At 64.2% G+C, this 22,057-nt stretch carries 19 protein-coding genes; 10 read left to right on the top strand and 9 right to left on the bottom strand.

Annotated elements, in window-relative coordinates; genetic code table 11:
• Positions 1 to 162: 162 nt before the first annotated feature.
• The gene (locus tag ABIE56_RS04315) at positions 163 to 1,038 is read right to left on the bottom strand and encodes an alpha/beta fold hydrolase (RefSeq protein ID WP_429242596.1); all 876 of its coding nucleotides are present in this window, start codon (positions 1,036 to 1,038) and stop codon (positions 163 to 165) included.
• Positions 1,039 to 1,149: 111 nt separating this feature from the next.
• Between ABIE56_RS04315 and ABIE56_RS04310 the strand changes: the two genes are divergently transcribed.
• A complete protein-coding gene (locus ABIE56_RS04310; RefSeq protein ID WP_429242595.1) occupies positions 1,150 to 1,713 on the top strand; it encodes a CGNR zinc finger domain-containing protein in 564 nt (187 codons plus the stop codon).
• Between the two features lie 18 nt (positions 1,714 to 1,731).
• Here ABIE56_RS04310 and ABIE56_RS04305 read toward each other — a convergent pair whose 3' ends face one another.
• Positions 1,732 to 2,847 carry an FAD binding domain-containing protein gene (locus ABIE56_RS04305; RefSeq protein ID WP_429242594.1) on the bottom strand — a complete coding sequence of 372 codons (1,116 nt, stop codon included), beginning with the start codon at positions 2,845 to 2,847 and terminating at the stop codon, positions 1,732 to 1,734.
• A 130-nt stretch (positions 2,848 to 2,977) separates the two neighbouring features.
• On the opposite strand from ABIE56_RS04305, the gene ABIE56_RS04300 reads away from it, so the two are divergent.
• Entirely contained in the window at positions 2,978 to 3,307 is a 330-nt protein-coding gene (locus ABIE56_RS04300) for a hypothetical protein (RefSeq protein ID WP_429242593.1), read from the top strand.
• Between the two features lie 65 nt (positions 3,308 to 3,372).
• Here ABIE56_RS04300 and ABIE56_RS04295 read toward each other — a convergent pair whose 3' ends face one another.
• Both ABIE56_RS04295 and ABIE56_RS04290 read right to left on the bottom strand, forming a co-directional pair.
• Positions 3,373 to 5,589, bottom strand: a complete 2,217-nt coding sequence (locus ABIE56_RS04295) for a TonB-dependent receptor (RefSeq protein ID WP_429242592.1) — start codon at positions 5,587 to 5,589, stop codon at positions 3,373 to 3,375.
• A gap of 147 nt (positions 5,590 to 5,736) precedes the next feature.
• Complete coding sequence (locus tag ABIE56_RS04290) at positions 5,737 to 7,482, bottom strand: FAD-binding protein (RefSeq protein ID WP_429242591.1); 1,746 nt, start codon at positions 7,480 to 7,482, stop codon at positions 5,737 to 5,739.
• A gap of 171 nt (positions 7,483 to 7,653) precedes the next feature.
• On the opposite strand from ABIE56_RS04290, the gene ABIE56_RS04285 reads away from it, so the two are divergent.
• Together ABIE56_RS04285 and ABIE56_RS04280 are read left to right on the top strand one after the other, a co-directional pair.
• On the top strand, positions 7,654 to 8,739 hold the full coding sequence (locus ABIE56_RS04285) for an NAD(P)H-dependent flavin oxidoreductase (RefSeq protein WP_429242590.1): 1,086 nt from the start codon (positions 7,654 to 7,656) through the stop codon (positions 8,737 to 8,739).
• Positions 8,736 to 9,545, top strand: coding sequence for an alpha/beta hydrolase (locus ABIE56_RS04280; protein WP_429242589.1), 810 nt, complete (start codon positions 8,736 to 8,738; stop codon positions 9,543 to 9,545). Before ABIE56_RS04285 ends, ABIE56_RS04280 begins: the two co-directional genes overlap by 4 nt.
• Positions 9,546 to 9,651: 106 nt before the next feature.
• Here ABIE56_RS04280 and ABIE56_RS04275 read toward each other — a convergent pair whose 3' ends face one another.
• On the bottom strand, positions 9,652 to 10,419 hold the full coding sequence (locus tag ABIE56_RS04275) for a glycosyltransferase family 2 protein (protein ID WP_429242588.1): 768 nt from the start codon (positions 10,417 to 10,419) through the stop codon (positions 9,652 to 9,654).
• A 35-nt stretch (positions 10,420 to 10,454) separates the two neighbouring features.
• Between ABIE56_RS04275 and ABIE56_RS04270 the strand changes: the two genes are divergently transcribed.
• From ABIE56_RS04270 to ABIE56_RS04255, 4 genes are all read left to right on the top strand, one after another.
• On the top strand, positions 10,455 to 11,558 hold the full coding sequence (locus tag ABIE56_RS04270; RefSeq protein ID WP_429242587.1) for a CDP-glycerol glycerophosphotransferase family protein: 1,104 nt from the start codon (positions 10,455 to 10,457) through the stop codon (positions 11,556 to 11,558).
• Between the two features lie 113 nt (positions 11,559 to 11,671).
• Complete coding sequence (locus tag ABIE56_RS04265) at positions 11,672 to 13,141, top strand: FRG domain-containing protein (protein ID WP_429242586.1); 1,470 nt, start codon at positions 11,672 to 11,674, stop codon at positions 13,139 to 13,141.
• 155 nt (positions 13,142 to 13,296) lie between these two features.
• A complete protein-coding gene (locus ABIE56_RS04260) occupies positions 13,297 to 13,956 on the top strand; it encodes a M24 family metallopeptidase (RefSeq protein WP_429242585.1) in 660 nt (219 codons plus the stop codon).
• Between the two features lie 57 nt (positions 13,957 to 14,013).
• Entirely contained in the window at positions 14,014 to 15,054 is a 1,041-nt protein-coding gene (locus tag ABIE56_RS04255) for an alpha/beta hydrolase (protein WP_429242584.1), read from the top strand.
• Here the strand turns inward: ABIE56_RS04255 and ABIE56_RS04250 are convergent.
• Genes ABIE56_RS04250 through ABIE56_RS04240 form a run of 3 tightly spaced genes read right to left on the bottom strand, consistent with a single transcriptional unit; the run spans position 15,035 to position 17,159 of the window.
• Entirely contained in the window at positions 15,035 to 15,301 is a 267-nt protein-coding gene (locus tag ABIE56_RS04250) for a DUF3325 domain-containing protein (RefSeq protein WP_429242583.1), read from the bottom strand. The two genes, ABIE56_RS04255 and ABIE56_RS04250, sit on opposite strands and share 20 nt — an antisense overlap.
• Positions 15,298 to 16,845 carry a PepSY-associated TM helix domain-containing protein gene (locus ABIE56_RS04245; RefSeq protein ID WP_429242582.1) on the bottom strand — a complete coding sequence of 516 codons (1,548 nt, stop codon included), beginning with the start codon at positions 16,843 to 16,845 and terminating at the stop codon, positions 15,298 to 15,300. Before ABIE56_RS04245 ends, ABIE56_RS04250 begins: the two co-directional genes overlap by 4 nt.
• Complete coding sequence (locus tag ABIE56_RS04240) at positions 16,842 to 17,159, bottom strand: DUF3649 domain-containing protein (RefSeq protein WP_429242581.1); 318 nt, start codon at positions 17,157 to 17,159, stop codon at positions 16,842 to 16,844. Before ABIE56_RS04240 ends, ABIE56_RS04245 begins: the two co-directional genes overlap by 4 nt.
• Before the next feature lie 106 nt (positions 17,160 to 17,265).
• Here ABIE56_RS04240 and ABIE56_RS04235 point away from each other — a divergent pair, with 106 nt between their 5' ends.
• Positions 17,266 to 19,455: a TonB-dependent siderophore receptor gene (locus ABIE56_RS04235; protein ID WP_429242580.1), complete on the top strand. Its 2,190-nt coding sequence runs from the start codon at positions 17,266 to 17,268 to the stop codon at positions 19,453 to 19,455.
• A gap of 114 nt (positions 19,456 to 19,569) precedes the next feature.
• Positions 19,570 to 20,559 carry a glycoside hydrolase family 43 protein gene (locus ABIE56_RS04230; protein ID WP_429242579.1) on the top strand — a complete coding sequence of 330 codons (990 nt, stop codon included), beginning with the start codon at positions 19,570 to 19,572 and terminating at the stop codon, positions 20,557 to 20,559.
• Here the strand turns inward: ABIE56_RS04230 and ABIE56_RS04225 are convergent.
• On the bottom strand, positions 20,556 to 21,983 hold the full coding sequence (locus ABIE56_RS04225; RefSeq protein WP_429242578.1) for a glycoside hydrolase family 19 protein: 1,428 nt from the start codon (positions 21,981 to 21,983) through the stop codon (positions 20,556 to 20,558). The two genes, ABIE56_RS04230 and ABIE56_RS04225, sit on opposite strands and share 4 nt — an antisense overlap.
• Positions 21,984 to 22,057 lie beyond the last annotated feature (74 nt).

Here is a 22,057-nt window from a genome sequence, read left to right as displayed (position 1 = left end):
CCACCCTGTTCTGTCTCACCTAAAATGCGGGGGCCTTCACAAAAAAATATTCGGGGGCGGGGTGGCCCCCCCCCCCCCCCGCCCCGGGGGGGGGGGGGGGCGGGGGGGGGGGCCCCCCCCACCCCCCCCCCCCCCCCCCCCCCCGCTCCTACACAAGCCTTCTTACTTACCGAACACGTCGCGAATCCGTTTGGCGATGTACTTGCCATGCGTCTCGGCGGCGAAGTGCCCCGTATCGAGCATTTCCACGATGGCGTTCGGGTTGTCGCGGCGGTACGCCTCGGCGCCCGGCGGGATGAAGAACGGATCGTTCTTGCCCCAGATCACCAGCGTCGGCACCTGGCGCTCCCGGAACACGCGCTGGAACTCGGGGTACAGCGGCAGGTTGTTGCGGTAATCCAGGGTGAGGTCCAGCTGGATCTCGGTGTTGCCCGGGCGCTGCATCAGCAGGTAGTCCATCTCCCACATCATTGGGTCGAGCAGCGTCTGGTCGGCCACGCCGGTGGTGTACTGCCACTTGATGCCTTCGAGCGTGAATACGCCGCCGATCGCGTCGCGGTTAGCCTGGGTCGGTTCGGCCCAGTACGTGCGGATCGGGTTCCAGGCATCGCCCAGGCCTTCGACATACGCGTTGCCGTTCTGGCTGATCAGGCCGGCGAGGCGCTCGGGCTTGGCCACCGCCAGGCGCAGGCCGGAGGGCGCGCCGTAGTCGAACACATACATGATGTAGCTCTGCAGGCCGAGCGCGTCGACGAAGGCCTCGAGCGTCTTGCCCAGGCTATCGAACGTGTACTCGTACTTGCGGGCCTCCGGCACCTCGGTGAAACCGAAGCCCGGCAGATCGGGTGCCACGATGTGGAACTGGTCCTTCAGCTCGGCGATCAGCTCGCGGTACTGCACGGAGCTGGTCGGGAAGCCGTGGAGCAGGAGAAGGGTCGGGGCCTTGGGGTTACCCGCCTCGCGGTAAAACACGCGGACGCCATCGGCGTCGACATAACGGTGGTGGACGGGATAGTCGGCGGCGGTGGGGCTGGTCATGGCGGGTCTCCGGTGGATGTAACCTGAATAAATGAGTTATCAGGGTTACGAGTAGGCTAATCATCGACCATGTAACTTGTCAATAGGCATTTTAGAGGTTACTATTTGCCCATGAATCCCGTGACCTCTCTCGAAACACCTCCGATCCTTGCCGACCAGCCCGCGCTGGATCTGATCAACACGGTGGTGATGGAGAACGGTGAATCGGTGGACCACCTGGTGTCCGATGCCGCCACCGCCGCCTGGCTATCGCGCATGACCGGCCGCCCGGTCGAAGCCTCCGCGGGTTTGTGCGCCCGGGCGGTGGAGCTGCGTGAGGTCGTCCGCCAGGCCGTGCTGGCGCGCAAGCGCGGGGATGCGGTGGATATCGCCCACCTCAACACGCTTACCCGCCACATGAGCAGCCACATGGAACTGGTGCACCACGCGGATGGCCTGCATATCGAGCGCCGCTACGAAGGTGATGCCTCGTGGCGCGCGCTGGCGCCGCTGGGTGAGGCGGCACTTACCCTGCTGGCCGAGGGCGATTTCAGCCTGGTGCGCGAGTGCGAGCACGATGAATGCTCGCTGTGGTTCTACGACCGGACCAAGTCGCACCGCCGCCGCTGGTGCAGCATGGCGCTGTGTGGCAACCGGCACAAAGTGAGCAAGTTCCGCGAGCGCCAGGCGAAGTAAGCGGCTGGCCACGGCACGTCACGCCGGCTGCAGCGATTCGCCCAGCTGGCGCCCGTACGCGGAGACACGACGACCCACGGGCAGTCGCTCCGCCTCATAGGCGACCAGCGCGTCGCGCACGGGCAAACGGCGCAGGGCCGCTACCAGGGTCATGGCATCCCCCGCAGCCTTCGCCGCGCCCATCGCGGTATGCGGGCGCACGACGAAGGCCGCATCGCCCAGCAGCGCAATACGCCCCGAGGCCATCCGGCTGCTTTCGTGATCGAAGATCGCCTGCACGAACGGCGTGGGTTCCGCTTCGACCACGGCCCTGAAGGGTGGGGGAAGCGATTCCCGAGCAGCCTTGTATAGCGCCTCGCGATCCTCCGCCGGGACCTCGCCGCGCCCAAGGGAATACGGATGCTCCCGGCCCTCCGCGTCCGTGAGCGTTCGCCGAAGGCCTGCGGCACCCGGTACCTGGCGGTACCAGACCCAGTTATAGCGTCGTCGTGCCGGCGCAATTTCGCCGGACGGTCCTGGAACGAGGTAGCCCAGCATCTGGCTACCCGGCTCGAAGTAAAAGGCGAAGCGTTCAAACAGCGCCGACGCCGCATGGGTGGGGACATCGGCTTCAGGCAGCAGGCCACGCCAGGCCACGTAGCCTGCGTAGTGGTTATCGCGCTGCGTGGGCGTCACCAGGCTACGCACGACCGAACCGATGCCGTCGGCACCGATCACGCAATCGAACGACCGGCGCTGGCCCGACGCGAGCGCAATGAAGGCCTCGTTCGCCGATTGCTCGACGCCGATGACCGCATCGCCCATGTGGTAACCGCCGCCCGGAACGTGGGCCAGGAGCGCGCGGTACAAGCCATCCCATGACACCTGCATCTGCGGCGTCGGCTCCGTGCTGGTTACGCTCCCGTCGCGGGCCAGCACGATGCGTTCGTAAGCGATAACCCCGACACGCGCGACCGATTCCGTGCCCAGCCGGCGCAGCACTTCAAAGATCTCGTGCTGGGCCACCAGCCCGGCACCACGGCCGACCAGGCCACCGGCGGCACGTTCGTACACGTGCACCTCGTGCCCATCGGCATGCAGCAGGGCCGCCACGAAGAGGCCACCGAGCGAGCCGCCGACAATTCCGATGCGCATGGTTTTCCGGGTTCCATAGGGTCCCGTGGGAACGTAGCAACCTGCGGGAAGGCGCGGCTTGCAGTTTCCTGTGGATGCCGGTGCCCGCGTGCTATTAGGATCCGGTCAATGCCGGTTGCCAGGCCTGCCCATGCCGATCCGTCCCACGCTCACCCCGCTCGCCGAAGGCACCAGCCGCATGGTGTGCAGCATTTCCGCCGCGATGGTGGGTGTCTGCCTTACCGGCATTGGCCTGCTGCGGGTGTCGATGAACCTGAGCAAGAGCGGCACGATCGCGGATGACCTGCTGGCCTTCGATGCGATCCTGTTCCTGGTGGCGACGCTCAGTGCCTACTTCGCGCTGCGCGTGGAAACGGCTGCCCGGCTGCACCGCCTGGAGCGCATCGCGGATGTGGCCTTCATCGTGGCCATGGTGATGCTTACCGCGGTGTGTTTCATCATCACGTACATGACGCTTTAGAGCGTCGCGTGCAAGCACGCTCCTACAAAAAGCCCGTGTAGGAGTGTGCTTGCGCGCGATCGCTCTTAAAGGTCGAACTGCGCCGAGACCATCACGGTGCGCGGCGCGCCCTGGGTCAGGTAACCACCGGTGGCCGAGGCCCAGTAGCCCTTGTTCATCAGGTTCTCGACGCTCACGTTGAACGTGACCGGCACGCCTTCGAGCTTCGGCGTGATGCGCGCGCCGATGTCGTAGGTGGTCCATGCCGGGACGCGCAGCTTGTTGGCGACATCGAGGTACTGCTTGCCGGTGCGCACCGCGCGGGCGCTCAGGGTCAGGTCCGGGGTGTTCGGGAGGGTCCATTCCACACCCGCGTTCGCCTGGAAGCGCGGCACGCCGATCGCATCGTTGCCATCGCTCAGGCCGCCCTGGGTCTTCACCAGTTCCGGCTTCACGTAGTTCGCGCCGCCGAGGATGCGCACACCCTTCACCGGCTCGCCGAAGAAGCTCCACTCTACGCCGCGGTTGCGCTGCTCACCATCGACCACATAGGTGTTGGTGCTGTCGACATAGGCGCTGGGCTGCTTGATCTGGTACAGGCCCAGGCCGCTGCCGACGTTGCCGGCATCGAACTTCACGCCCACTTCGTTCTGCTTGGCCTTGTACGGCTTGAACACCTGGCCGGCGTTCGTCACCGGTTCGCCGTTGAAGTTCACCGGTGCTTCGCCACCCTGGGTCAGGGCTTCGATGTGGTTGGCGTACACCGCCCACTGGTCGCTGATGCGGAAGTTGGCGCCGATGACCGGGCTGTTGGTGTACTGGTTGTACTCGCTGGTCTTCGAGCCCGGCACGCCATCGGTGGCGTAGGCGTAACTCGCGACCATCAGCTTCTGGCGGCGCACACCCACGGTGACGTTGAGGCGGTCATCCATGAAGCCCAGCGTGTCGGACAGTGCAAGGCTGCGTAGCTGCGTGCGGCCGGTGATGCCCGGGTCGCTGATCGGGCCCACGTTGTACACGTAATCCGGCAGCGCCACGTAGGTGGGCGCGTAGATGTTGGTGTTGAACGATGCCGAGCCGGCGTAGGCGGCCTTTTTGTTCGTGGTGAGCGCGGAGAAGCCCAGCGTCACGCGGTGGGTCACTTCGCCCGTGTCGAAGTGGGCATTGAAGCCGGCTTCGCCGGTGCCGGTATTGGCGATGTACGGCACGGTGAAGCGACCTTCCGTCGCGTTGCCTGCGTTATCGGCCAGCGACGGGCTCACGTAATCGCCGAACTCGTTGCCATGGTGCGCGCCGGCTGCGACGTAACCGGTGAGCCACGGGGTGAAGTCATACTCGGCACGGATGACGCCGAAGGTGTCTTCCAGTGAGGAACCTGACCACGGCTGCGAATAGTTGGTGCGTGCCGACGGCGCGCGCGGCACTTCGGTAGCGCTGCCAATGTAAACCACCGAACGGCCGCCGCTGATGTCCTGCTTCTGGTAGCCCACATCGGTGGTGATACGCAGCTTCTCGCCCTGGTAATCGAACGCCAGCGACGCTGCGGTGACACGGCGCTTCTCGCCATCGATCGAGGCACCGCCTTCCCGGTGCACGGCGTTCACACGCAGGCCGAACTCCTTGTTCGCACCCCAGCGACGGCCGATGTCGACGGTTTCGCCGATCTGGCTATCGGTGCCGTAATCGACGCCCACGCGGGTGATCGGCTCGGCCTCGGCGCGCTTGGGGGCGATGTTGATGCCGCCGCCGATGCCGCTGCCACTGACGCTGATGCCGTTAAGGAACGCGTTCGCACCCTTGAACACTTCGACGCGGCTGATCAGCTCCGGCGCGAGCAGCTGGCGGGGCAGCAGGCCGTACAGGCCATCGAAGCCGATATCGTCGCTGGCCAGCTGGAAGCCGCGGATGGTGAACACCTGCGAGTAGTTGCCGTAGCCGAAGCCGTAGCGCACCGCCGGGTCGTTATCGACCACATCGCCCAGCGTGCGTGCCTGCTGCGCGCGGATCAGCGTATCGGTGTAGCTGGTGAGCGCGAACGGCACGTTCATCGCATCCTGGTTGCCCAGCACGCCAAAGCGGCCGCCGCGGGCGACCTGGCCACCCGCGTAGGCGGCGGTCGGGGCCGCCATGTCCGCGCTCACCTGCACGCCGGAGAGCGTCGTGGCGTTTTCCTGGGCCTTCTTCTGCGCATCGGCCACGTCGGCATCGGCGGCATGCACCGAGGCGGAGACGAGGAGGGCGCCGACAAGGGCGGAACGGACCGAAACCGCGAGACGGCGGCGGGCAAGGGGCGAGGCGAACATGGCGGATCCTGGTAGGCGGCGAGCGCCCAGTAATGCGAATGGAAATGAGAATAGGTCTCAAGTATGCCGCATTACACCGCTGTTGCAAAGCAACAGCCTGTCGCAGGTGCCTGCCCCAAACCCGCCTGCCGCAAGGGTTTGCGCCCTTCAGCCGATCCCGTTGCGCACCGTGAACGCGCCATCCGGATCGTACTTCCGCTTAGCGGCCGCGAGCCTCGGCACGTTCGTTCCCCAGTAGGCCTTCTGGTAATCCTTCTGGAAGAAATCGCTCTCGGAGAAGTAGGCGCCCGCGCCTGGGGCGACCTGGGTCAGCCGGGCATACGAGCGCTGCACGGCCTCGGATTCGCGCTTCGCCTTGATGTCGTCGCGGTGCGCATCGGGCAGGCCCTCGTACACCGCCGGGCCGCCGGTCGCGATGATGGCCAGGGCGAACGCATCCAGCACTTCCGGGTTCATGGCGGTATCACGGGCCCGTGCCAGGGTTTCCTCCGACGCGCCGTAGAGGCCCTTGTTGAAGTGCAGGGCAAAGCCCTGGATGCGCGAGGCCTCCACGATGGCGGTGGCGAGGGCCTGGACCTGGCCATCCTTGAGCAGGCGCGAGGGCAGCCACGCTGAGGTGTAGGCGTAAATATAGGTACCGACCTGCTCCTGGTCGCCGGCCCACACCATGCGGTACGCCGGGGTGCCCGGCCGGTTATCGGGCACGGCGAAGGTCAGCCCGTGTTCCTTGTAGAAATCGATATCCCAGAAGTGCCGGGCCGGCAGGGCACGTGCCCAGAACGGATCCTTCCAGGTGTAGGCCTTGCGCGCGGCGACCCAGTCGAGGAACGGCTGCCATGCCGCCTTGGCCTCGTCCTCGCCCAGACCCTGGAACAACATCCGCAGGTCGAGGTGGCCATCGCCGTGGAACTCGATGCTCTCGCCCCAGTTCGGGTTGCACAGGTGGTCGCGGAAGTGGCGCATCAGTTGGGCGACCAGCGCCTGGTAGGCCTCGTTGCTATCGGCCTGGATCGTGCCGCGTACAGCGCCAAACAGCTGGGGCAGGTAGTGCGTGCGGAAGGTGAGCCGGGTGATGACGCCGAAACTGCCGCCGCCACCGCCCTTCAGCGCCCAGAACAGCTCCGGATCCTGGAACGCGTTGACGACACGGACCTTGCCATCAGCCGTGACGATCTCGGCCTCGAGCAGGTTGGAGGCGCCCGTGCCGAAGCCCTTCGACAGGCTGCCGAAGCCTCCGCCGTTGGTGAAACCGGCGCAGCCGACGGTGGTGCAGCCGCCGCCCTGGATGTAGCGGCCGCCCATGGTCGTCACCGCATGGTACGCATCGATCCACATGGCGCCGGCGCCGACGTGGGCGGCGGGAACGCCAGCGGTGCCGGCCTTCGCACCCTGCGGTACGAAGCCATCCGCCAGCTGCACCGCGTTCATCTTGCGGGTCCAGATCAGCAGCGAGTCCGGGGCGTTGGACGCGCCGAGGTAGCTGTGGCCACCGCCGCGGATCACCAGCCGTACGCGGTGCTGGCGCGCCCAGGTCACTGCGGTCGCGATGTCCTGGGCGCTCTCTGCGGCGAGCACCCGGGCGCTGGGCGTAGACGTCCAGGCGTTGTAGTAGGCGCCGGTCTGGGTCAGGCCGGGCTGGTCGCCCACGTAGAACTGGTTGCCGATGTGGGCCAGAGCATCTTCTCGGGTGGCGGGGTCCAGCAGCGGGTTCTTCGGGATGGAAAGGCGGCCGCCGACCAGGCGGTTCAGCGCATCCCAGTCTGCCTCGGTAGGCCAGCCTGCGGCCCCCGGTTTCAGCCAACGGCCCCCGCCGGTGACGAACGCATCCACCTTTGAAGCCAGCGGAAGCAAGGGCAGGACGAGGGCGGTTTTCAGCAGGGTACGGCGGTCCATGGTCGGTCTCCTTTGGTTGGGACCGATCCTGCGCCGCCCGGCGCCCGGCGTCGCCTCTGTGGGGAGGAAAACGGCCATCCCGGGGATGAACCGCGGGGTGGCGGGGACAAGCGGGATGGCGGCAACGGGGGCATCATTAGGGCCTTCCTCCGCCCCGGGAGCTTCCCCTCCATGCCTGCCTGGCACGATCGCCGCCTGCTCGACCTGTTCCGCATCGACACCCCGATCCTGCTGGCGCCCATGGCCGGCTCCGGCGGCTCGGCCCTGGCCATCGCCGTCGCGAAGGCGGGCGGCCTGGGTTCGATCCCGTGCTCCTCCATCACCGTGGAGAAGGCAACGGCCGAGGTCGCGACCTTTCGTGGCACGGTGGCGGCGCCGATCAACCTGAACTTCTTTTCGCACCAGCCGCGTATGCCCACCGAGACGGAACAGGCGCGGTGGCTCGGCCGGCTGGCGCCGTACTTCAAGGAATTCGGGGTCGACCCTTCGGGCTTGCCGGCCGCCGGTGGCCGCGCCCCTTTTGATGACGCGATGTGCCGGATGGTCGAATCGCTGAAGCCCGAGGTGGTGAGCTTCCACTTCGGCCTGCCCGATCGTGAGCTGCTGCACCGGGTGAGGGCCACCGGGGCAAAGATCGTCGGCACCGCCACCACGGTGGCCGAGGGCCGCTGGCTGGTCGATCATGGCGTGGATGCGGTCGTTGCGCAGGGTAACGAGGCCGGTGGCCATCGTGGCAATTTCCTCACGGATGACATGGCGACCCAGCCGGGCCTGTTCGCCCTGTTGCCCCAGTTGGTCGATGCCGTGGATGTGCCGGTCATCGCCGCGGGCGCCATCGCGGATGGGCGCGGCATGGCCGCGGCACTGATGCTCGGCGCCGCTGGCGTCCAGGTCGGCACCGCCTATCTGTTATCGGACGAGTCGGTGAGCGTGCCTGTGCACAAGGCGGCATTGAAGCAGGCCCGCGACGACAACACCGCGGTGACCAATGTCCTCACCGGTCGGCCGGCGCGCGGCGTGCTTAACCGGATTATGCGAGAGGTGGGGCCGCTGTCCGACGATCCGCTGCCATTCCCGCTCGCCGGGGGGCCACTGGCGCCCATGCGCGCGGTGACCGAGAAGGCGGGCCACGGCGATTTCCAGCCACTGTGGAGTGGGCAGGCGGGCGCGCTGGCGCGCGAAGCCGGCGCCGAGTCGATCACCCGCATGATGGCGGAAGAAGCTTTCAAACTAACCCACTCAGGACGTGGCCTGTGATTCGCCTTGGCCTGTTGATCCTGCTCTTGCTGATGGCGTCGCTCGCGCACGCTGCGACGGATTTCTCGTACGGCCCCGAAGCGCGGCAGACGCTTTCCGTGTACGCACCACCCAACGCACACGATGCGCCCATCATCGTGATGGTCCACGGTGGCGCATGGATGTTCGGCGACAAGGACAACGACGGTGTCGCGCAGCCCAAGGCGAGCCATTGGGGTAACTCGGGGGCGATCTTTGTCTCGGTCGACTACCGCATGCTGCCGCAGGCCACGCCGCAGGTGCAGGCACAGGACGTCGCGGCAGCGCTTGCTTACGTGCAACATCACGCCCGCGAATGGCATGGGGATCCGTCCCGCGTGGTCCTCATGGGCCATTCGGCAGGCGCTCACCTGGTCTCATTGCTGGCGGTGACACCCGCGTTAGCCCGCGCTGAGGGCGTACAGCCGTGGCTGGCTACCGTGTCGCTGGATAGTGGCGCCGTCGACGTGGCGGCCACCATGAACAACCCGCATGCACGCTTTTACGATCGTGTCTTTGGCAACGACCCCACCGGGTGGGCCGCTGTATCGCCCTACGACAGGATGTCGAGTGCACCTGCGGCGCCCATGCTCATGGTCTGTTCGAGTGAACGCCGTGAATCGTGCCCGGCAAACGAACGCTTCGTGGCGAAGGCCCACCAGCTCGGCGGAAAGGCGGATGTGTTGCCCGTGCCGCTCAACCACATGGAGATCAACCGCACGCTTGGCGCGCAGAACACCTACACCAGCCAGGTCGATGCGTGGCTGAAGAAAAACGCCGGCATCTGACGACACGCCTGTAGGAGCGCGCTTGCGCGCGATCCACGCTCGCCTCACCGCCCGGCTTCGCCGCTTCGTTGGCTTTTCGCGCGCAAGCGCGCTCCTACAAGGGGCGTCAGGGTTTCTGGCCGTGCTGGAGCAGGTAGAGCTTTACGTATTTGCGGCGGACGTATTCCACGCGTAGCAGTGCGTACACGATGCCACGCCAGCCATCGAGGAAACCGGCGCGCAGCACGTAGCCGCGGAAGAAGCGCCACATGGGGCTCACGATGATCTGGGTGAGCGTTGCGCGCTTGCCGGCGGCGAACTCTTCCGTGGCCATCATGTGCGCATAGCGTTCCTGCTTGGCCATCAGTTCCGATAGCGAGCGGTACGGGTAGTGGTCGAGGTAACCCCCGAGCATCTTCACCTCGCCATCCACGCTCACCGATTCATGGATCTCGCGCGGGCCCCGCCAGCCGCCCCGGCGGCGATCGAACAGCCGCAGCACCTTGTCAGAGCCCGCGTTGCCGTGTTGCATGAAGCGGCCGAAGAAGTCGTTGCGGCGATAGAAGCGGTACCCCGCCGCGCCGGCGAAGCCACCTTCGTATGCTCTCTCGATCGCGGCGCGCAGGTCGTCGCCCACGCGCTCATCCGCATCCAGGCACAGCACCCACTCGTTCTTCGCCTGGGCTACGGCAAAGGCCTTCTGGCTGCGGAAACCATCGAACGCGCGTTCGAACACGCGGGCGCCCATCGAACGGGCAATGGCCTGGGTCTCGTCGCTGGAGCCGCCATCAACCACCACCAGGTCATCGCAGAAGCTGGCCGAGGCCAGGCAATCCCGGATGCGGTCGGCCTCGTTCTGGGTGATCACGCAGAGGGAAATGGGCCGCTGGGTCATGAAAGCACGGGAATGGGATGGGCTGACGCGCCATAATGCCACGTTGCCCCTGTTCGAGGTTTGCCGTGGCCGCGTGCCTGATGTTCGCCACCGAGGAATACGCCCTGCCGATCCTGCGGCCGCTGGCCGCCGCGGCGAAGGCGCGCGGGCAGGAGGTGGGCTGGATCGTGCCCGATGCCGTGGCTGCGCAACTGGCGCCCGGCGAACGGCGCGTCACCAGCCTGAAGGCGGCGAAGGCGATGCAGCCGGAGGCCGTCTATTGCGCGGCGAACTGGGTATCGCCACGCCTGCCAGGCATCAAGGTGCAGGTGTTCCACGGCTTCAACGCCGAGAAGCGCGAGCCGGGCCGTGGCCACTTCGCCATCCGCGGCTTCTTCGACCTGTACGTGACCCAAGGCCCGGCAACGACGGAACCCTTCGCAGCACTTGCGAAGGAACACCGCTACTTCGCCGTGCGCGAAACCGGCTGGCCGAAGCTGGACCCGTTATTCATCCAGCCACCACCACCGCGCGATCCAGCCATTCCCGAGCGCGATGGGCGGCCGGTTGTGATGTACGCCTCGACGTTCAGCCACCGGCTGAGCGCGGCGCCGGCGATGGTCGAGCCGCTGCGCACGATGATTGCCCGCGGCGACCGCCAGTGGCTGCTCACCCTGCACCCGAAGTGCAGTGACGAGCTCTTTGCCGCGTATCGGGGACTCGAAGCGGAGAATGCGCGCTTCTTCGCCTCGGATAAGCTGATCGAACTTGAGCGCGCCGCCGATGTACTTGTCTGCGATACGTCCTCGGTGATCCATGAGTTCGCGGTGATGAACAAGCCCGTGGTCACCATTGCCAACCGCGTACCGCATCCCTTCATGCTTGATGTACCCGCACCGGACGACGTCGATGCCGCCATCGATCGCGCACTCAGCCACCCGCCCGAGTTGATGGCCGCCATCAAGGCGCACGCGGATTGCATCCATCCGTCGCATGATGGCCATGCGAGCGAGCGCGTGCTGGACGCCGTCGCCGCGTTCCAGCGCGGTGCGTTCGGCAACCTACGCCGGAAGCCTCTTAACTTGATTCGACGCATCAAAGCCTTGAAGGCTTCGGCCCAGTTGTTGCCTGGGAATGCCGAAAACACACATCGCTATTAAGCATTCGGGCTAAACGTCGAGCTATCGCAGCCGATATCCATCTGATGAGTATCTCTAGAACGGATCATGTCGATCTCCATACGTGACGTGCGGCGGGTATCAAGGAAATTACGATGAAGACAATTCAAGCTCGTGATGTCGAGCATGCGATCGAGATTGCCAATGCGATGCGCGAGACAGGGGAGTACGACTGGTTCCGCGGCCAATTGCGAGATTGGAAGCCGGCATCAAGTCTTGAACGTCGACTCGTAACGGGTGAATTGAATCACGCGACATACAAGAAGCGCATAAACGCAATCCTCAACTGGATGTGCAAGATCCCCGAAATCGCATACCTGGCCCAGCCCGAAAACGTGGACCAGCTGTTCGCGGTCCTGCAGCATTACGGCATTCCCACCGCGTATATCGATTTCACAACGGAGCCAGGCGTTGCCGGCTTTTTCGCATCCGATACCGACACGCCTCCCGGTGAAGGAAACTCGGTTATCTATTGCCTCAATACGAAAGAGCTAAATCAGTTCCAGTCCTCTTACAACAGAGGCACCGAAAGGGAAATGCAGACGGTCTCGGTCGATGTTGCGAACCTCTGGCGACTGAAGGCTCAGCGGGGACATTTTGTCTTTGCCAACCACAATTGGTACACGTTCTTCGACATGGACCGAATCGTATTCCCTTGGAGCGGACCTCCGGCCTATCCAAGGCGTGAGGATATCTACCCGAAACATAAGAGTCCGCTCGAACATCGACTGGATGAGCTCTTTCTTATTGAACGTACGCGGGAATCAAATGCGTTTCTTCGCAAAATGGCGGAAGAGGGGACGCTTCCTTTCATTATTTACAATGTCGATTCACGTACGCCTTACATGCCGGAGTGCTTTACCGAGAATCTCCAGCGTCTGGACGACTGGTCTGAAGATTCACTGGCACCTTGGCGGAATATCGAGCCACAGGAATTCCCAGTGGGATTCTCGTTCAGCCGTAGGCTCGCACTTCGTCGGTCGCCAGGATCCCCGTCGCTACGATCCCAGATGGAAACCGCTATTTCCGCGGTTCTTCGACAGGATCGAGATGCAAGAAGCAAGCCTATCGATTGGCAAGTGACACTCGACGATGAACTTGCGAATGAAGAGAGCGATGCGGCGTTGAGGTCAGTCTGGAATGGAATGCGACACCTCCCATACACAAACAAGCAGGTGGTGTCCGCAATGGCGGTCACGACTGAGCTTGTAATTGACATGTTAGATGTTCGATACCCGAGCCGGGATCGCCATCTTGAGAATTGGTTCGCAGATGCGGTTAAGGTCGATTTCGGGAACGGGGCGAATATTGGGTCACTTGGGTACTGCTCTGGGGTGAGCCTGATGTCCGCATTAGCCGCCAGCTGGCGTCAAAAATTGGTAGATCCGAATGAAGAGCTTACGGCCAACGACTCGCTCAAACTAACTCATGCACCCTATCTGATGTTTGAGTTTTCGAAATTTGTGGACCTATTTGCGGAACAAGTGATCCCAAGTCAAATTGCGTTAAAACGTGATCATTTTGTATTCAATCCTTCGGAGTTGACCGCCTTCGGAATTCCGTAGAAACATGTTGTGCGTAATGGCATATTGAGTCGAAAGCTTTTGTTAAAACCTCGAGCTGAGCAGAACCCGAACAGCACATTCTTCGGTCTTTTGTAGGGCGAGAGCTAAACTACTGCGATCCCCGCTTGAATGTCTCAACTTGGAAAATTCTTCAAATGGTTAACGCTACCGCGCAGAACGTAGGCCCATTGTTCTTGACGTCACGAATGGCGGAAGCTCGAGAGCGATCCTGGAATGCGCTGCGCGATATTGCCGGTCGACTTTCACCCGGGATGACGGAGCATGACGCTGCGGTAGTAGTGCGCGAACGTCTTGCAGTCGGAGGCGTGGATCGAATCTGGCACCCGAGTATCATTCGCTTCGGCGCCAATACTCTAAAGACGTTCCGCCAACGCTCTGTTCCGGACACGGTGCTCGCTGAGAACGACATCTTCTTCGTCGACCTGGGGCCTGTATTCGAAGGCCACGAAGGTGACGTCGGCGATACGTTCGTCGTTGGTAATGACGGCGTCATGCATGCGTGCGCCGAGGCCGCGCGGGAGCTGTTCCGCCGTGGCGAGGCCCGCTGGCGCGAGGGCGTCACCGGTATCGCGCTATACGACTACGTGACCGAGCAGGCCGAATCGCTTGGCTGGCGCCTCAACCACGAGACCAAGGGCCACCGTGTCGGCGATTACCCCCACGCGGTACACAAGGCGGGAAACCTCGGTGACTTCGATGCCACGCCGGTTCCTGGCCTGTGGATCCTGGAGATCCAGATCGCGCACCCGGTGCTTCCGATCGGCGCGTTCTACGAAGACCTGTTGATGGCGTGACTCGCGCGGCCATCTATGCGTCAATGCCTGTCCAGCATGCACAGGGAATGACACCGGATGGTCCGTCGCACTTGGGGCGCCGCGTTGGCGGTATCTGTTCTCCTGGCCGGCTGTTCGCAGGCACCGCAGGCCCACGCGCCCGCCACGGCCACGGCCACGGCCACGGCCACGGCTTCGCTCGCCTCAACCCCGGTTCCTGTTTCTGCATCGACCGTGAGCGGTGTGAGGGTCGATGCCGTGCAGCGTTACGTTCTCGACGATACGGAAGTGCGCACCGTGCACGCGCGGAATCTCGATCGCGACTACCAGATCTACGTCAGCCTGCCGCCTGGCTACGCTGACCACCCGGAACGGTCGTACCCGGTGATGTATGTCACCGACGCGAACTACGCCTTCCCTTTGATCCGCAGTATCGCGCGCCGGCTGGGAGATCACGGCGATGGCACGGAGGATTTCATCCTGGTCGGCCTCTCCTACGCCATGGGCGACACGCCCGTGTACAGCCGCCGCCGCGACTACACGCCGACGAAACGAGGGCCGTCCGGCCTTACATCCGACATGCCGGGGCGCCCGGTCCTGCACGGCGAGGCGGAAGGCTACCGCCAGTTCATCAAGGACGACGTCTTCCCGCTCGTCGCATCCACGTATCGCGCGGATATGTCACGCGGCATCTATGTGGGCCATTCCTACGGCGGCCTGCTTGGCTACGACATCCTGATCCACGATCCGGGTATGTTCCACGACTATATCCTTGGCAGCCCGTCGCTACAGTTCGACCACGGTGTGGAGTTCACGCGCATGCGCGAAGCGCTGGCCTCGCGTAAGGATCTGCCGGCCAGGGTGCTGGTGTTGCTGGGTGGGTTCGAAACGCTCAGCAAGAACAAGAACGATCACCGCTTCAATGACGAAACCGACATGATCGGCGATAACCGGCGTTTCGTGGCCGAGCTACAGACAAAGCATTACCCCAATCTCAGCGTGACGATCGATACCGTGCCCGGCGAGGATCACCTCACCGTGTTTCCCATGATCATCACCCGCGGCATCCTCTGGTCGCTCGTGGGCAAGCGCACACCGCTCAGCGCGACAGGCGGGTAACCGAGAAGGCCACGATCAGCGCACCGAACGTCAGTGCGCCGATCCAGTACACCGAGCCCAACGCGGCGCCATCGCTGGTGATGGCGGCGGCCCACGATGCGGTGAGCAAGGCCCAACCCGCGATCCTCACGAGCTTCGTCTTTGAAGCAGGCAGCGCCTTGCCGAGTACATCGCGCTGGTGCCGCGACATGCCCATGCTGAGCGCGGCGAAGCCGAGCAGCGCGGTGACGACGCACAGGAACATCATGCGACGGCCTCCTTCTTCCGGCGGACCCGCACCACCTCCTTGCGGTTGTGCACCTTCCACGCGCAGAAGCCCAGCAGGCCGGCAAACACGAGCATCATCAGGTCAAAGCTGGCAAACAGCACGTCACCGCGCCACAGGCTGGCGAACAGGCCGCGGTTCGTCGTCATCATGTCGACCACGGGCACGGCGAGGAAGCCGGCGGCGGCGACGGACAGGGTTTCCACCCATGCACGCTTCACCGGCCGCAGGGTGGCGACGACGCATAGCGCGCCCCAACCGATGAACAGCCAATTCGTTTCCCAGCTGGGGCGCTGCGCCATCTCGACCGGCAGCAGGCGGTTGGCGAGGAAGTAGCAGGCGATGCCGAACGGCAGGCCGGCGATGGTCGCTACGTTCAGGCGCTCGACCAGGCGGAAGCCGAAGTAGGGTCGCTCCGGGTCGGGCAACTGGAGCCGGCGCTTGGCGGTCCACAGGACCAGGCCGGTGGCGACCATGGCCGTCCCCGCCAGTCCGCAAAGGAAGTAGAACCAGCGCAGCAGCAGCGGTGCGTAGCGGCCCGCGTGCAGGCCCACCATCACGCTCTCGGTCTCGCGTGCCCCACCGCGCGCCGGTGGGCGCGCATGCATCACGCCGGTCCTGGCATCGAAGGTCAGCGTCTCGCCGCGCGTATCCATGCCCTCGCCGGTGGCGCGGGTGAGCTTCACCACCGCGTTTGCATCACCGGGGACGGGCACGAAGATGTAGCCGGGCTCGGCACCGTGCCAGGTGTCACGGGCTTTCTGGATCATGGCGGTGATCGAGGCCATCGGTACCGCCGTGCCGGAGCGTTTGGGGGACTCATCCGCACCGAACGCATCGGCGTAGTAAGCGGCCCGGTTGTCATACGCCGCGGCGACGCCCCACGGCATGTACTGGGCGGCAAGGGTGACCAGCCCCGTGTACGTGATCATGAGATGGAAGGGCAGCGCGAGCACCGCGCTCAGGTTGTGCCCATCCAGCCACGAGCGCTGTCCCTTGCCGAAGCGCAGGGTGAAGAAGTCCGAAAAGATCTTCTTGTGCGTGATGACGCCGCTGATGATGGCCACCAGCATGAACATGGCCGCCAGGCCCACGGCCCAGCGTGCCCATAGCACCGGCAGGTAGTACAGATCGAAGTGCATGCGGTACAGCCGCCAGCCGCCGAGCGTGTCGCGGGCGTCTACCTTGTGGCCCTGCCCATCCACGAGGAACGCGTGATCGCGCCACTGCGCAAAGGTCTCGCCCTTCTCCTTCCAGAACGCTGTCGTGGCCACGGCGCGCGGCCCGGGCAACTCGATGGACCACTGTTCTGCATCCGCCGCGTGCTGCTGCATATAAGCGATAGCGCCCTCGGCGCCGGCCTCGATATGGCGCTGCCCCTGTACTTCGGGCTGCATCCAGCGGGTGATCTCATCCTGGAAATACGCGGCGGTGCCGGTGAGGAACACCAGGAACAGCAGCCAGCCCAAAAGCAGGCCGACCCAGGTATGCAGCCACGCCATGGATTGCCGCAGCCCGCCGTTCATGCGCCACCCCCGTGCATGGACAGGTAAAGCGCCGCGGCAAGCGGCACGCAGTAGACGCTGGTCCAGAACCACGCGCGGGACGCGCGGACCACGGCAAATGCAAAGATCGCGACCGTCGCGTAGATCGCAAACGAGCCCAACATGCCGGCCATGACGGCCTCGACCCGGGGCAACGGCAACCAGCGGGCCAGCCCGGCCGTGGTCAGCGCGGCGGCCACGTAGCCGCCGGCGGCAGCCAGGACGGTGCGGGAAACCACATCCAGGGCGTGGGCAAGGCGCGATTCGGCCGCGCCGGTGGGGGTGGAACGGGGCATGGAACTCTCTTCAGGGCAGGCGGCCGCCGCCGCGCTGGGACGGGTTAATCGGCAATGCGTGTCATTCGCAATATTGCACGAACGCCGGTGGTGGGCGAATATATTAATGAGATTCATTCGCAAATACGAGCCGGCGCTGGGCATCCCCGTCCCGCTGGCCCAGGGAAACCCCATGATCCTTCGAAAGAAATTACTGCCCGCGCTGCTGACTGGCGCGCTGCTCCCCCTGCTGGCCCACGCCACCGACGGTGCATCGTCCGCGGCGGACGACCAGGCCCAGCAGAAGCGCGACAAGGCCGTGCAGCTCGATGCCGTCTCGGTGCAGGGCACCACACTCGATACCGGCTACACCCGCGGCGATGCCACCTCGGCGACCAAGACCGACACACCGATCATCGAGACGCCGCAGGCCATCTCGGTCATCTCCAGCACCCAGATGCGCGACCAGGGCATTCTGACGGTGCAGGACGCGCTGCGTTACTCGGCGGGCGTGCGCGCCGATGCCTACGGTGTAGATAGCCGCGGAGACGACGCCTTCCTGCGCGGCACCTCGTTCGTGCAGTACCTGGATGGCCTGCGCCAGGCCTTTGGTTACGCGTACGCGCGCACCGAGCCGTACTTCCTGGATCACCTGGAGATCGTTCGCGGCCCATCCTCGGTGCTGTATGGCCAGGGCACCACGGGTGGCCTCATCGCCCTTGCCTCCAAGCGCCCGCAATTCGATGCCGCGCACGAGGTGCAGCTGCAGGTCGGGAACAACGCGCGCAAGCAGGTCGGTTTCGATTTCACCGGCCCGCTGGATGAGGCCGGCCATTGGGCTTACCGGCTGATCGGCGTTTACCGCGACGCGAACTCGCAGATCGATCATGTGCCCGATGACCGCAAGGGCATCGCGCCCTCCATCACCTGGCAGCCGGATGAGAACACCCGCTGGACGCTGTTGGCCAACCTGCAGTTCGACCATAACGGCACGTCGCTGAATTTCCTGCCGCACGAAGGCACGCTGCTGCCGAATCCGAACGGCCGAATCCCCACCAGCCGCTTCGTCAGCGAGCCGGGTTTCGATCGCTACGACACGCAGCAGCGCTCGATCAGCTCGTTCTTCGAACACCGCTTCAATGACACCTGGAAGTTCGAGACGAACCTGCGTTACTCGCATGACGATGTCGATTACCGCACGTTGTACCCGGATGTGTACTCGAATCCCGTGTATCCGTTCCTGGACGACACGGCCAGCACCGTGGGCCGCTACAGCTATATCTCGCAGGACCGGCACAAGCGCCTTGTCACCGATACGCACGTGCAGGCCGACTTCGATTTCCTTGGTATGCAGCACCGCGTGCTGATGGGCCTGGATATGGGCCGCTCACATACCGATAGCCGCCAGGGCAACGGTTACGACGCCACGCCGTTCAATCTGTACGACCCGGTGTATGGCAACGGTTTCGTGGCGCCGGATGTCTTCCCGATCGCCAACAGCCAATCGAAGCAGACCGGCCTGTACGTGCAGGACCAGATCAACTGGGGAGAGCACTGGATCGGCACCGTGGGCTTCCGGCATGACCGTGCCACGCTCACCACGGGTGACGACCGCTCGGTGGATAACGCCACCACCGCACGCTATGGCCTGATGTACCGCTTTGATAATGGCATCGTGCCCTACGTGAGCTATACCGAATCGTTCCAGCCGCTGGATAGCCTGGACTTCTACAACCGGCCGTACGAGCCATTGCGTGGCAAGCAGTACGAGGCGGGCGTGAAGTACCAGCCGGTTGGTAGCCCGACACTCATCACCGCCACTTACTACGATCTGCGGGAAGAGAACCGTTTGGCGCCGGACCCGGTCAATCCGCTGAACCAGATTCAGGCCGGCCGTGCGCGCACCCGTGGCGTGGAGCTGGAGGGCTCCACGCGATTCGCCAACCACGTGGATCTGATTGGCACCTATACCTGGACCAAGGCACGCCCGAGCGACGGCACCATCGTTGCCGGACTGCCGAAGCACCAGGCATCCGCGTGGGCCGTGTATCACGTGAACGATGCCGATAGTGATGGCCTGAGCTTCGGTGCCGGTGTGCGCTACATTGGCGTGAACCATGACGAGACCGGCACGCTGACTGTCCCGAAGAAGACGCTGTTCGATGCCATGGTGGCGTGGACGCAGGGCCCGTGGCGCTTCTCGGTGAACGCTGCGAACCTCACCGACCAGGCCTACAGCGCAAGTTGCCTGGCCCGCGGCGATTGCTTCTACGGCCCGCGCCGTAGCGTTGTCGGCAGCGCCACCTATCGCTTCTGATTGCGCCATGTAGGAGCGCGCTTGCGCGCGATCGTGCGCAAGCGCGCTCCTACACAGAGCCTCACGGTCGGGTTAGGATCGGGGTTTGTCCTACAAATGAGCGGGGAGATCGACATGGGGATTCGCAAGGCCTTGGGTTTCGCGCTGATCGGCGCGCTGGCGTCCACCGCAGCACTCGCGGCGCCGCCGCCCGGCCACTCGGGCAACCCCGTGTTCCCTGGCTGGTATGCGGACCCGGAAGCCGCGATCTTCGACAATACGTACTGGATTTACCCCACTACCTCGCTCGAATACGCGAAGCAGACCGGCTTCGACGCGTTCTCGTCGCCCGACCTGGTCCACTGGACCAAACACCCCAACGTACTGGCGATCGCCGATATTCCCTGGGCGAAGAAGGCCTTGTGGGCACCTTCCGTGGTGAAGAACAACGGCAAGTACTATTTCTTCTTTGGCGCCAACGATATCAAGAGCGACAAGGAAGTCGGCGGTATCGGCGTGGCCGTGGCGGATAAGCCCGATGGCCCGTACAAGGATCTGCTGGGCAAGCCGCTGGTGGGTGCGTTCTACAACGGCGCGCAGCCGATCGACCAGTTCACCTTCCACGACGATGACGGCACCTGGTACCTGATCTACGGCGGCTGGAAGCACGCCAACATCGTCAAGTTGAAGCCGGATTTCACCGGCGTCGAGCCGATGGCCGATGGCACGGTGTACAAGGAGATCACCCCTGCCAAGGAGTACGTGGAAGGCCCGTTGATGTTCAAGCGCAACGGTAAGTACTACTTCATGTGGTCCGAAGGTGGCTGGACCGGACCGGACTACTGCGTGGCCTACGCGATAGGCGATTCACCGACGGGCCCGTTCAAGCGTATCGGCAAGATCCTCGAGCGTGATCCGGAAGTGGCGACCGGCGCCGGCCACCACTCCGTTTTCCACGTGGCGAAGGATGACAGCTGGTACATCGTGTATCACCGCCATCCGCTGGGTGACACCAATGGCAATCATCGGGTCGTCTCCATCGACAAGATGGAGTTCGACAAGGATGGGAAGATCCTCCCGGTCAAGATGACCTTCGATGGCGTGACTGCCAAGCCGCTACGCTAATCGCGGCTTACGTCATCGACAATCTCGACCTCGGGGAAGGCCTTGCGTACACACCGCAGGTAATCCCCTGACTTGAGTGCCGAGAAGGCCGTCTGGTAACCCACCAGCTTGCAGCCAGGCGTCGTCGTCCAGTTGTTTTCCCAGTAGATGGGCAGGGCGGCGGCGCTGGCTTCGGTGAACTCCTTCATGTTGCGGCAGCCCAGCGTTTCGCGCTCATCAACCGGCACGCCCAGCGTGGCCGCAAAGGCGCGGTAATAGCTGATGCGGTTGGCCGATGCGGCGTGCTCGGGGCCGGTGCCGCCGCATTCCACGCCGCCGTTGATCACCATGGTGGTCACGCCGAAGCCGGGCAGGCGGCCATCGGCGATATCTGCCGCGTTCGGCTGCCACGTGCCATCGATGATGTGCAGCATGGATGGCTTGGGTGGCTGCGGGTACGCGTAGAAGAACACCGCGCTTGCGAGGTTGAGCCAGGTATCGGCCACGCGTTCGGGCGCGTCGAGCAGCACCGTCGCATCGCCGAACATGGCGTCGGAGAACGGGCCGTAGTTGAAGTGGTACGACAGCTGTTTTGCTCCACGACCGAAATAGCTCTTGAACCGCCCGTCGGCCCACTTGCCGCATGGCCACGCTTCAGTCGCCCAGTTCACGTCGCCACAGCCGCCGTTGTAACTGTCGGATTGTTCGGTCATGCCCATCTCGCGCACGTAAACGAGCCCCTGGCGATATTCCGGCTCGGGCCGCCACGCTTCGTGGGCACCGGTTTCCTGGGCAACATGCGCGAACATCGTGGCAAGTGTCTTCCTGCAGATGGCTTCTGATTCGTCGGGCGTGGCGTAGTCGCCACACACGGCCGGAAACTTCGCCATACCCTTGAGGAAGTTGTTGTAGCTGTATTCCGGTGCGCGCAGCGGAAACAGGTAGTCGAACTTTGCCGCATCCACGATCGCCTCCACACGGCGAACGTTGGCAGGGTTGTGTTTCCGCATGGGCTGCACGGCTTCGACGGATGCGTTATCCAGCGTGCGAATGGAACGGCGCACCGGTTCCATCATCGGGAACGCGGCAGCCAGCCTGCTTTCGTCGGCCAGCAGCGTGCTGAGCAGAACCTGGCGTGGTTCACCGGGATCGCCGGGAGCCGGTTCAGGCGGAACGGCTTGTTCGTTCGGGCACCCGGTGGGCGTTCCCTGCGCGGCGATTTCCCAGGAGGTGTCCCAGGGATTAGCCGCGTTGGCGACCTCGTCAGGCGTGTGGCCCGGGCCAGTCCACCACTTGGCTTTGAACACCTGCGCCTTCCAGCTTACGACACAGCCTGCGGGATAAGCGTATGCGGAGTCGTAGTCGAGGGCGCGGGCTGCCTGCGTGTGGGAAAAGGCGATGATCAGAACAGCGGGCGTTATGGCGTTGCGTATATAGCGCTTCATGGAGCCTCCTTGCGTTTCGGTAGGTTGTGCCTCACGGCACGACGACAACGTAGTGGGGCGACGACACGTGGCCT

It is taken from the genome of Luteibacter sp. 621 (assembly GCF_050435445.1).
In the GTDB taxonomy this organism is placed as follows: Bacteria; Pseudomonadota; Gammaproteobacteria; order Xanthomonadales; family Rhodanobacteraceae; genus Luteibacter.
Note: the sequence above shows the minus strand (reverse complement) of the source record. Positions and strands in the feature narration are given on the sequence as shown.

Bases quoted from the DNA above. Each gene is read 5' to 3' on its own strand.
- ABIE56_RS04270 (WP_429242587.1), top strand. From the start codon at position 10,455: ATGCCACGTTGCCCCTGTTCGAGGTTTGCCGTGGCCGCGTGCCTGATG.
- ABIE56_RS04245 (WP_429242582.1), bottom strand. From the start codon at position 16,845: ATGAACGGCGGGCTGCGGCAATCCATGGCGTGGCTGCATACCTGGGTC.
- ABIE56_RS04255 (WP_429242584.1), top strand. From the start codon at position 14,014: ATGGTCCGTCGCACTTGGGGCGCCGCGTTGGCGGTATCTGTTCTCCTG.
- ABIE56_RS04295 (WP_429242592.1), bottom strand. From the start codon at position 5,589: ATGTTCGCCTCGCCCCTTGCCCGCCGCCGTCTCGCGGTTTCGGTCCGT.
- ABIE56_RS04310 (WP_429242595.1), top strand. From the start codon at position 1,150: ATGAATCCCGTGACCTCTCTCGAAACACCTCCGATCCTTGCCGACCAG.
- ABIE56_RS04300 (WP_429242593.1), top strand. From the start codon at position 2,978: ATGCCGATCCGTCCCACGCTCACCCCGCTCGCCGAAGGCACCAGCCGC.
- ABIE56_RS04285 (WP_429242590.1), top strand. From the start codon at position 7,654: ATGCCTGCCTGGCACGATCGCCGCCTGCTCGACCTGTTCCGCATCGAC.
- ABIE56_RS04275 (WP_429242588.1), bottom strand. From the start codon at position 10,419: ATGACCCAGCGGCCCATTTCCCTCTGCGTGATCACCCAGAACGAGGCC.
- ABIE56_RS04250 (WP_429242583.1), bottom strand. From the start codon at position 15,301: ATGATGTTCCTGTGCGTCGTCACCGCGCTGCTCGGCTTCGCCGCGCTC.
- ABIE56_RS04315 (WP_429242596.1), bottom strand. From the start codon at position 1,038: ATGACCAGCCCCACCGCCGCCGACTATCCCGTCCACCACCGTTATGTC.
- ABIE56_RS04235 (WP_429242580.1), top strand. From the start codon at position 17,266: ATGAGATTCATTCGCAAATACGAGCCGGCGCTGGGCATCCCCGTCCCG.
- ABIE56_RS04230 (WP_429242579.1), top strand. From the start codon at position 19,570: ATGGGGATTCGCAAGGCCTTGGGTTTCGCGCTGATCGGCGCGCTGGCG.
- ABIE56_RS04265 (WP_429242586.1), top strand. From the start codon at position 11,672: ATGAAGACAATTCAAGCTCGTGATGTCGAGCATGCGATCGAGATTGCC.
- ABIE56_RS04305 (WP_429242594.1), bottom strand. From the start codon at position 2,847: ATGCGCATCGGAATTGTCGGCGGCTCGCTCGGTGGCCTCTTCGTGGCG.
- ABIE56_RS04290 (WP_429242591.1), bottom strand. From the start codon at position 7,482: ATGGACCGCCGTACCCTGCTGAAAACCGCCCTCGTCCTGCCCTTGCTT.
- ABIE56_RS04240 (WP_429242581.1), bottom strand. From the start codon at position 17,159: ATGCCCCGTTCCACCCCCACCGGCGCGGCCGAATCGCGCCTTGCCCAC.
- ABIE56_RS04225 (WP_429242578.1), bottom strand. From the start codon at position 21,983: ATGAAGCGCTATATACGCAACGCCATAACGCCCGCTGTTCTGATCATC.
- ABIE56_RS04260 (WP_429242585.1), top strand. From the start codon at position 13,297: ATGGTTAACGCTACCGCGCAGAACGTAGGCCCATTGTTCTTGACGTCA.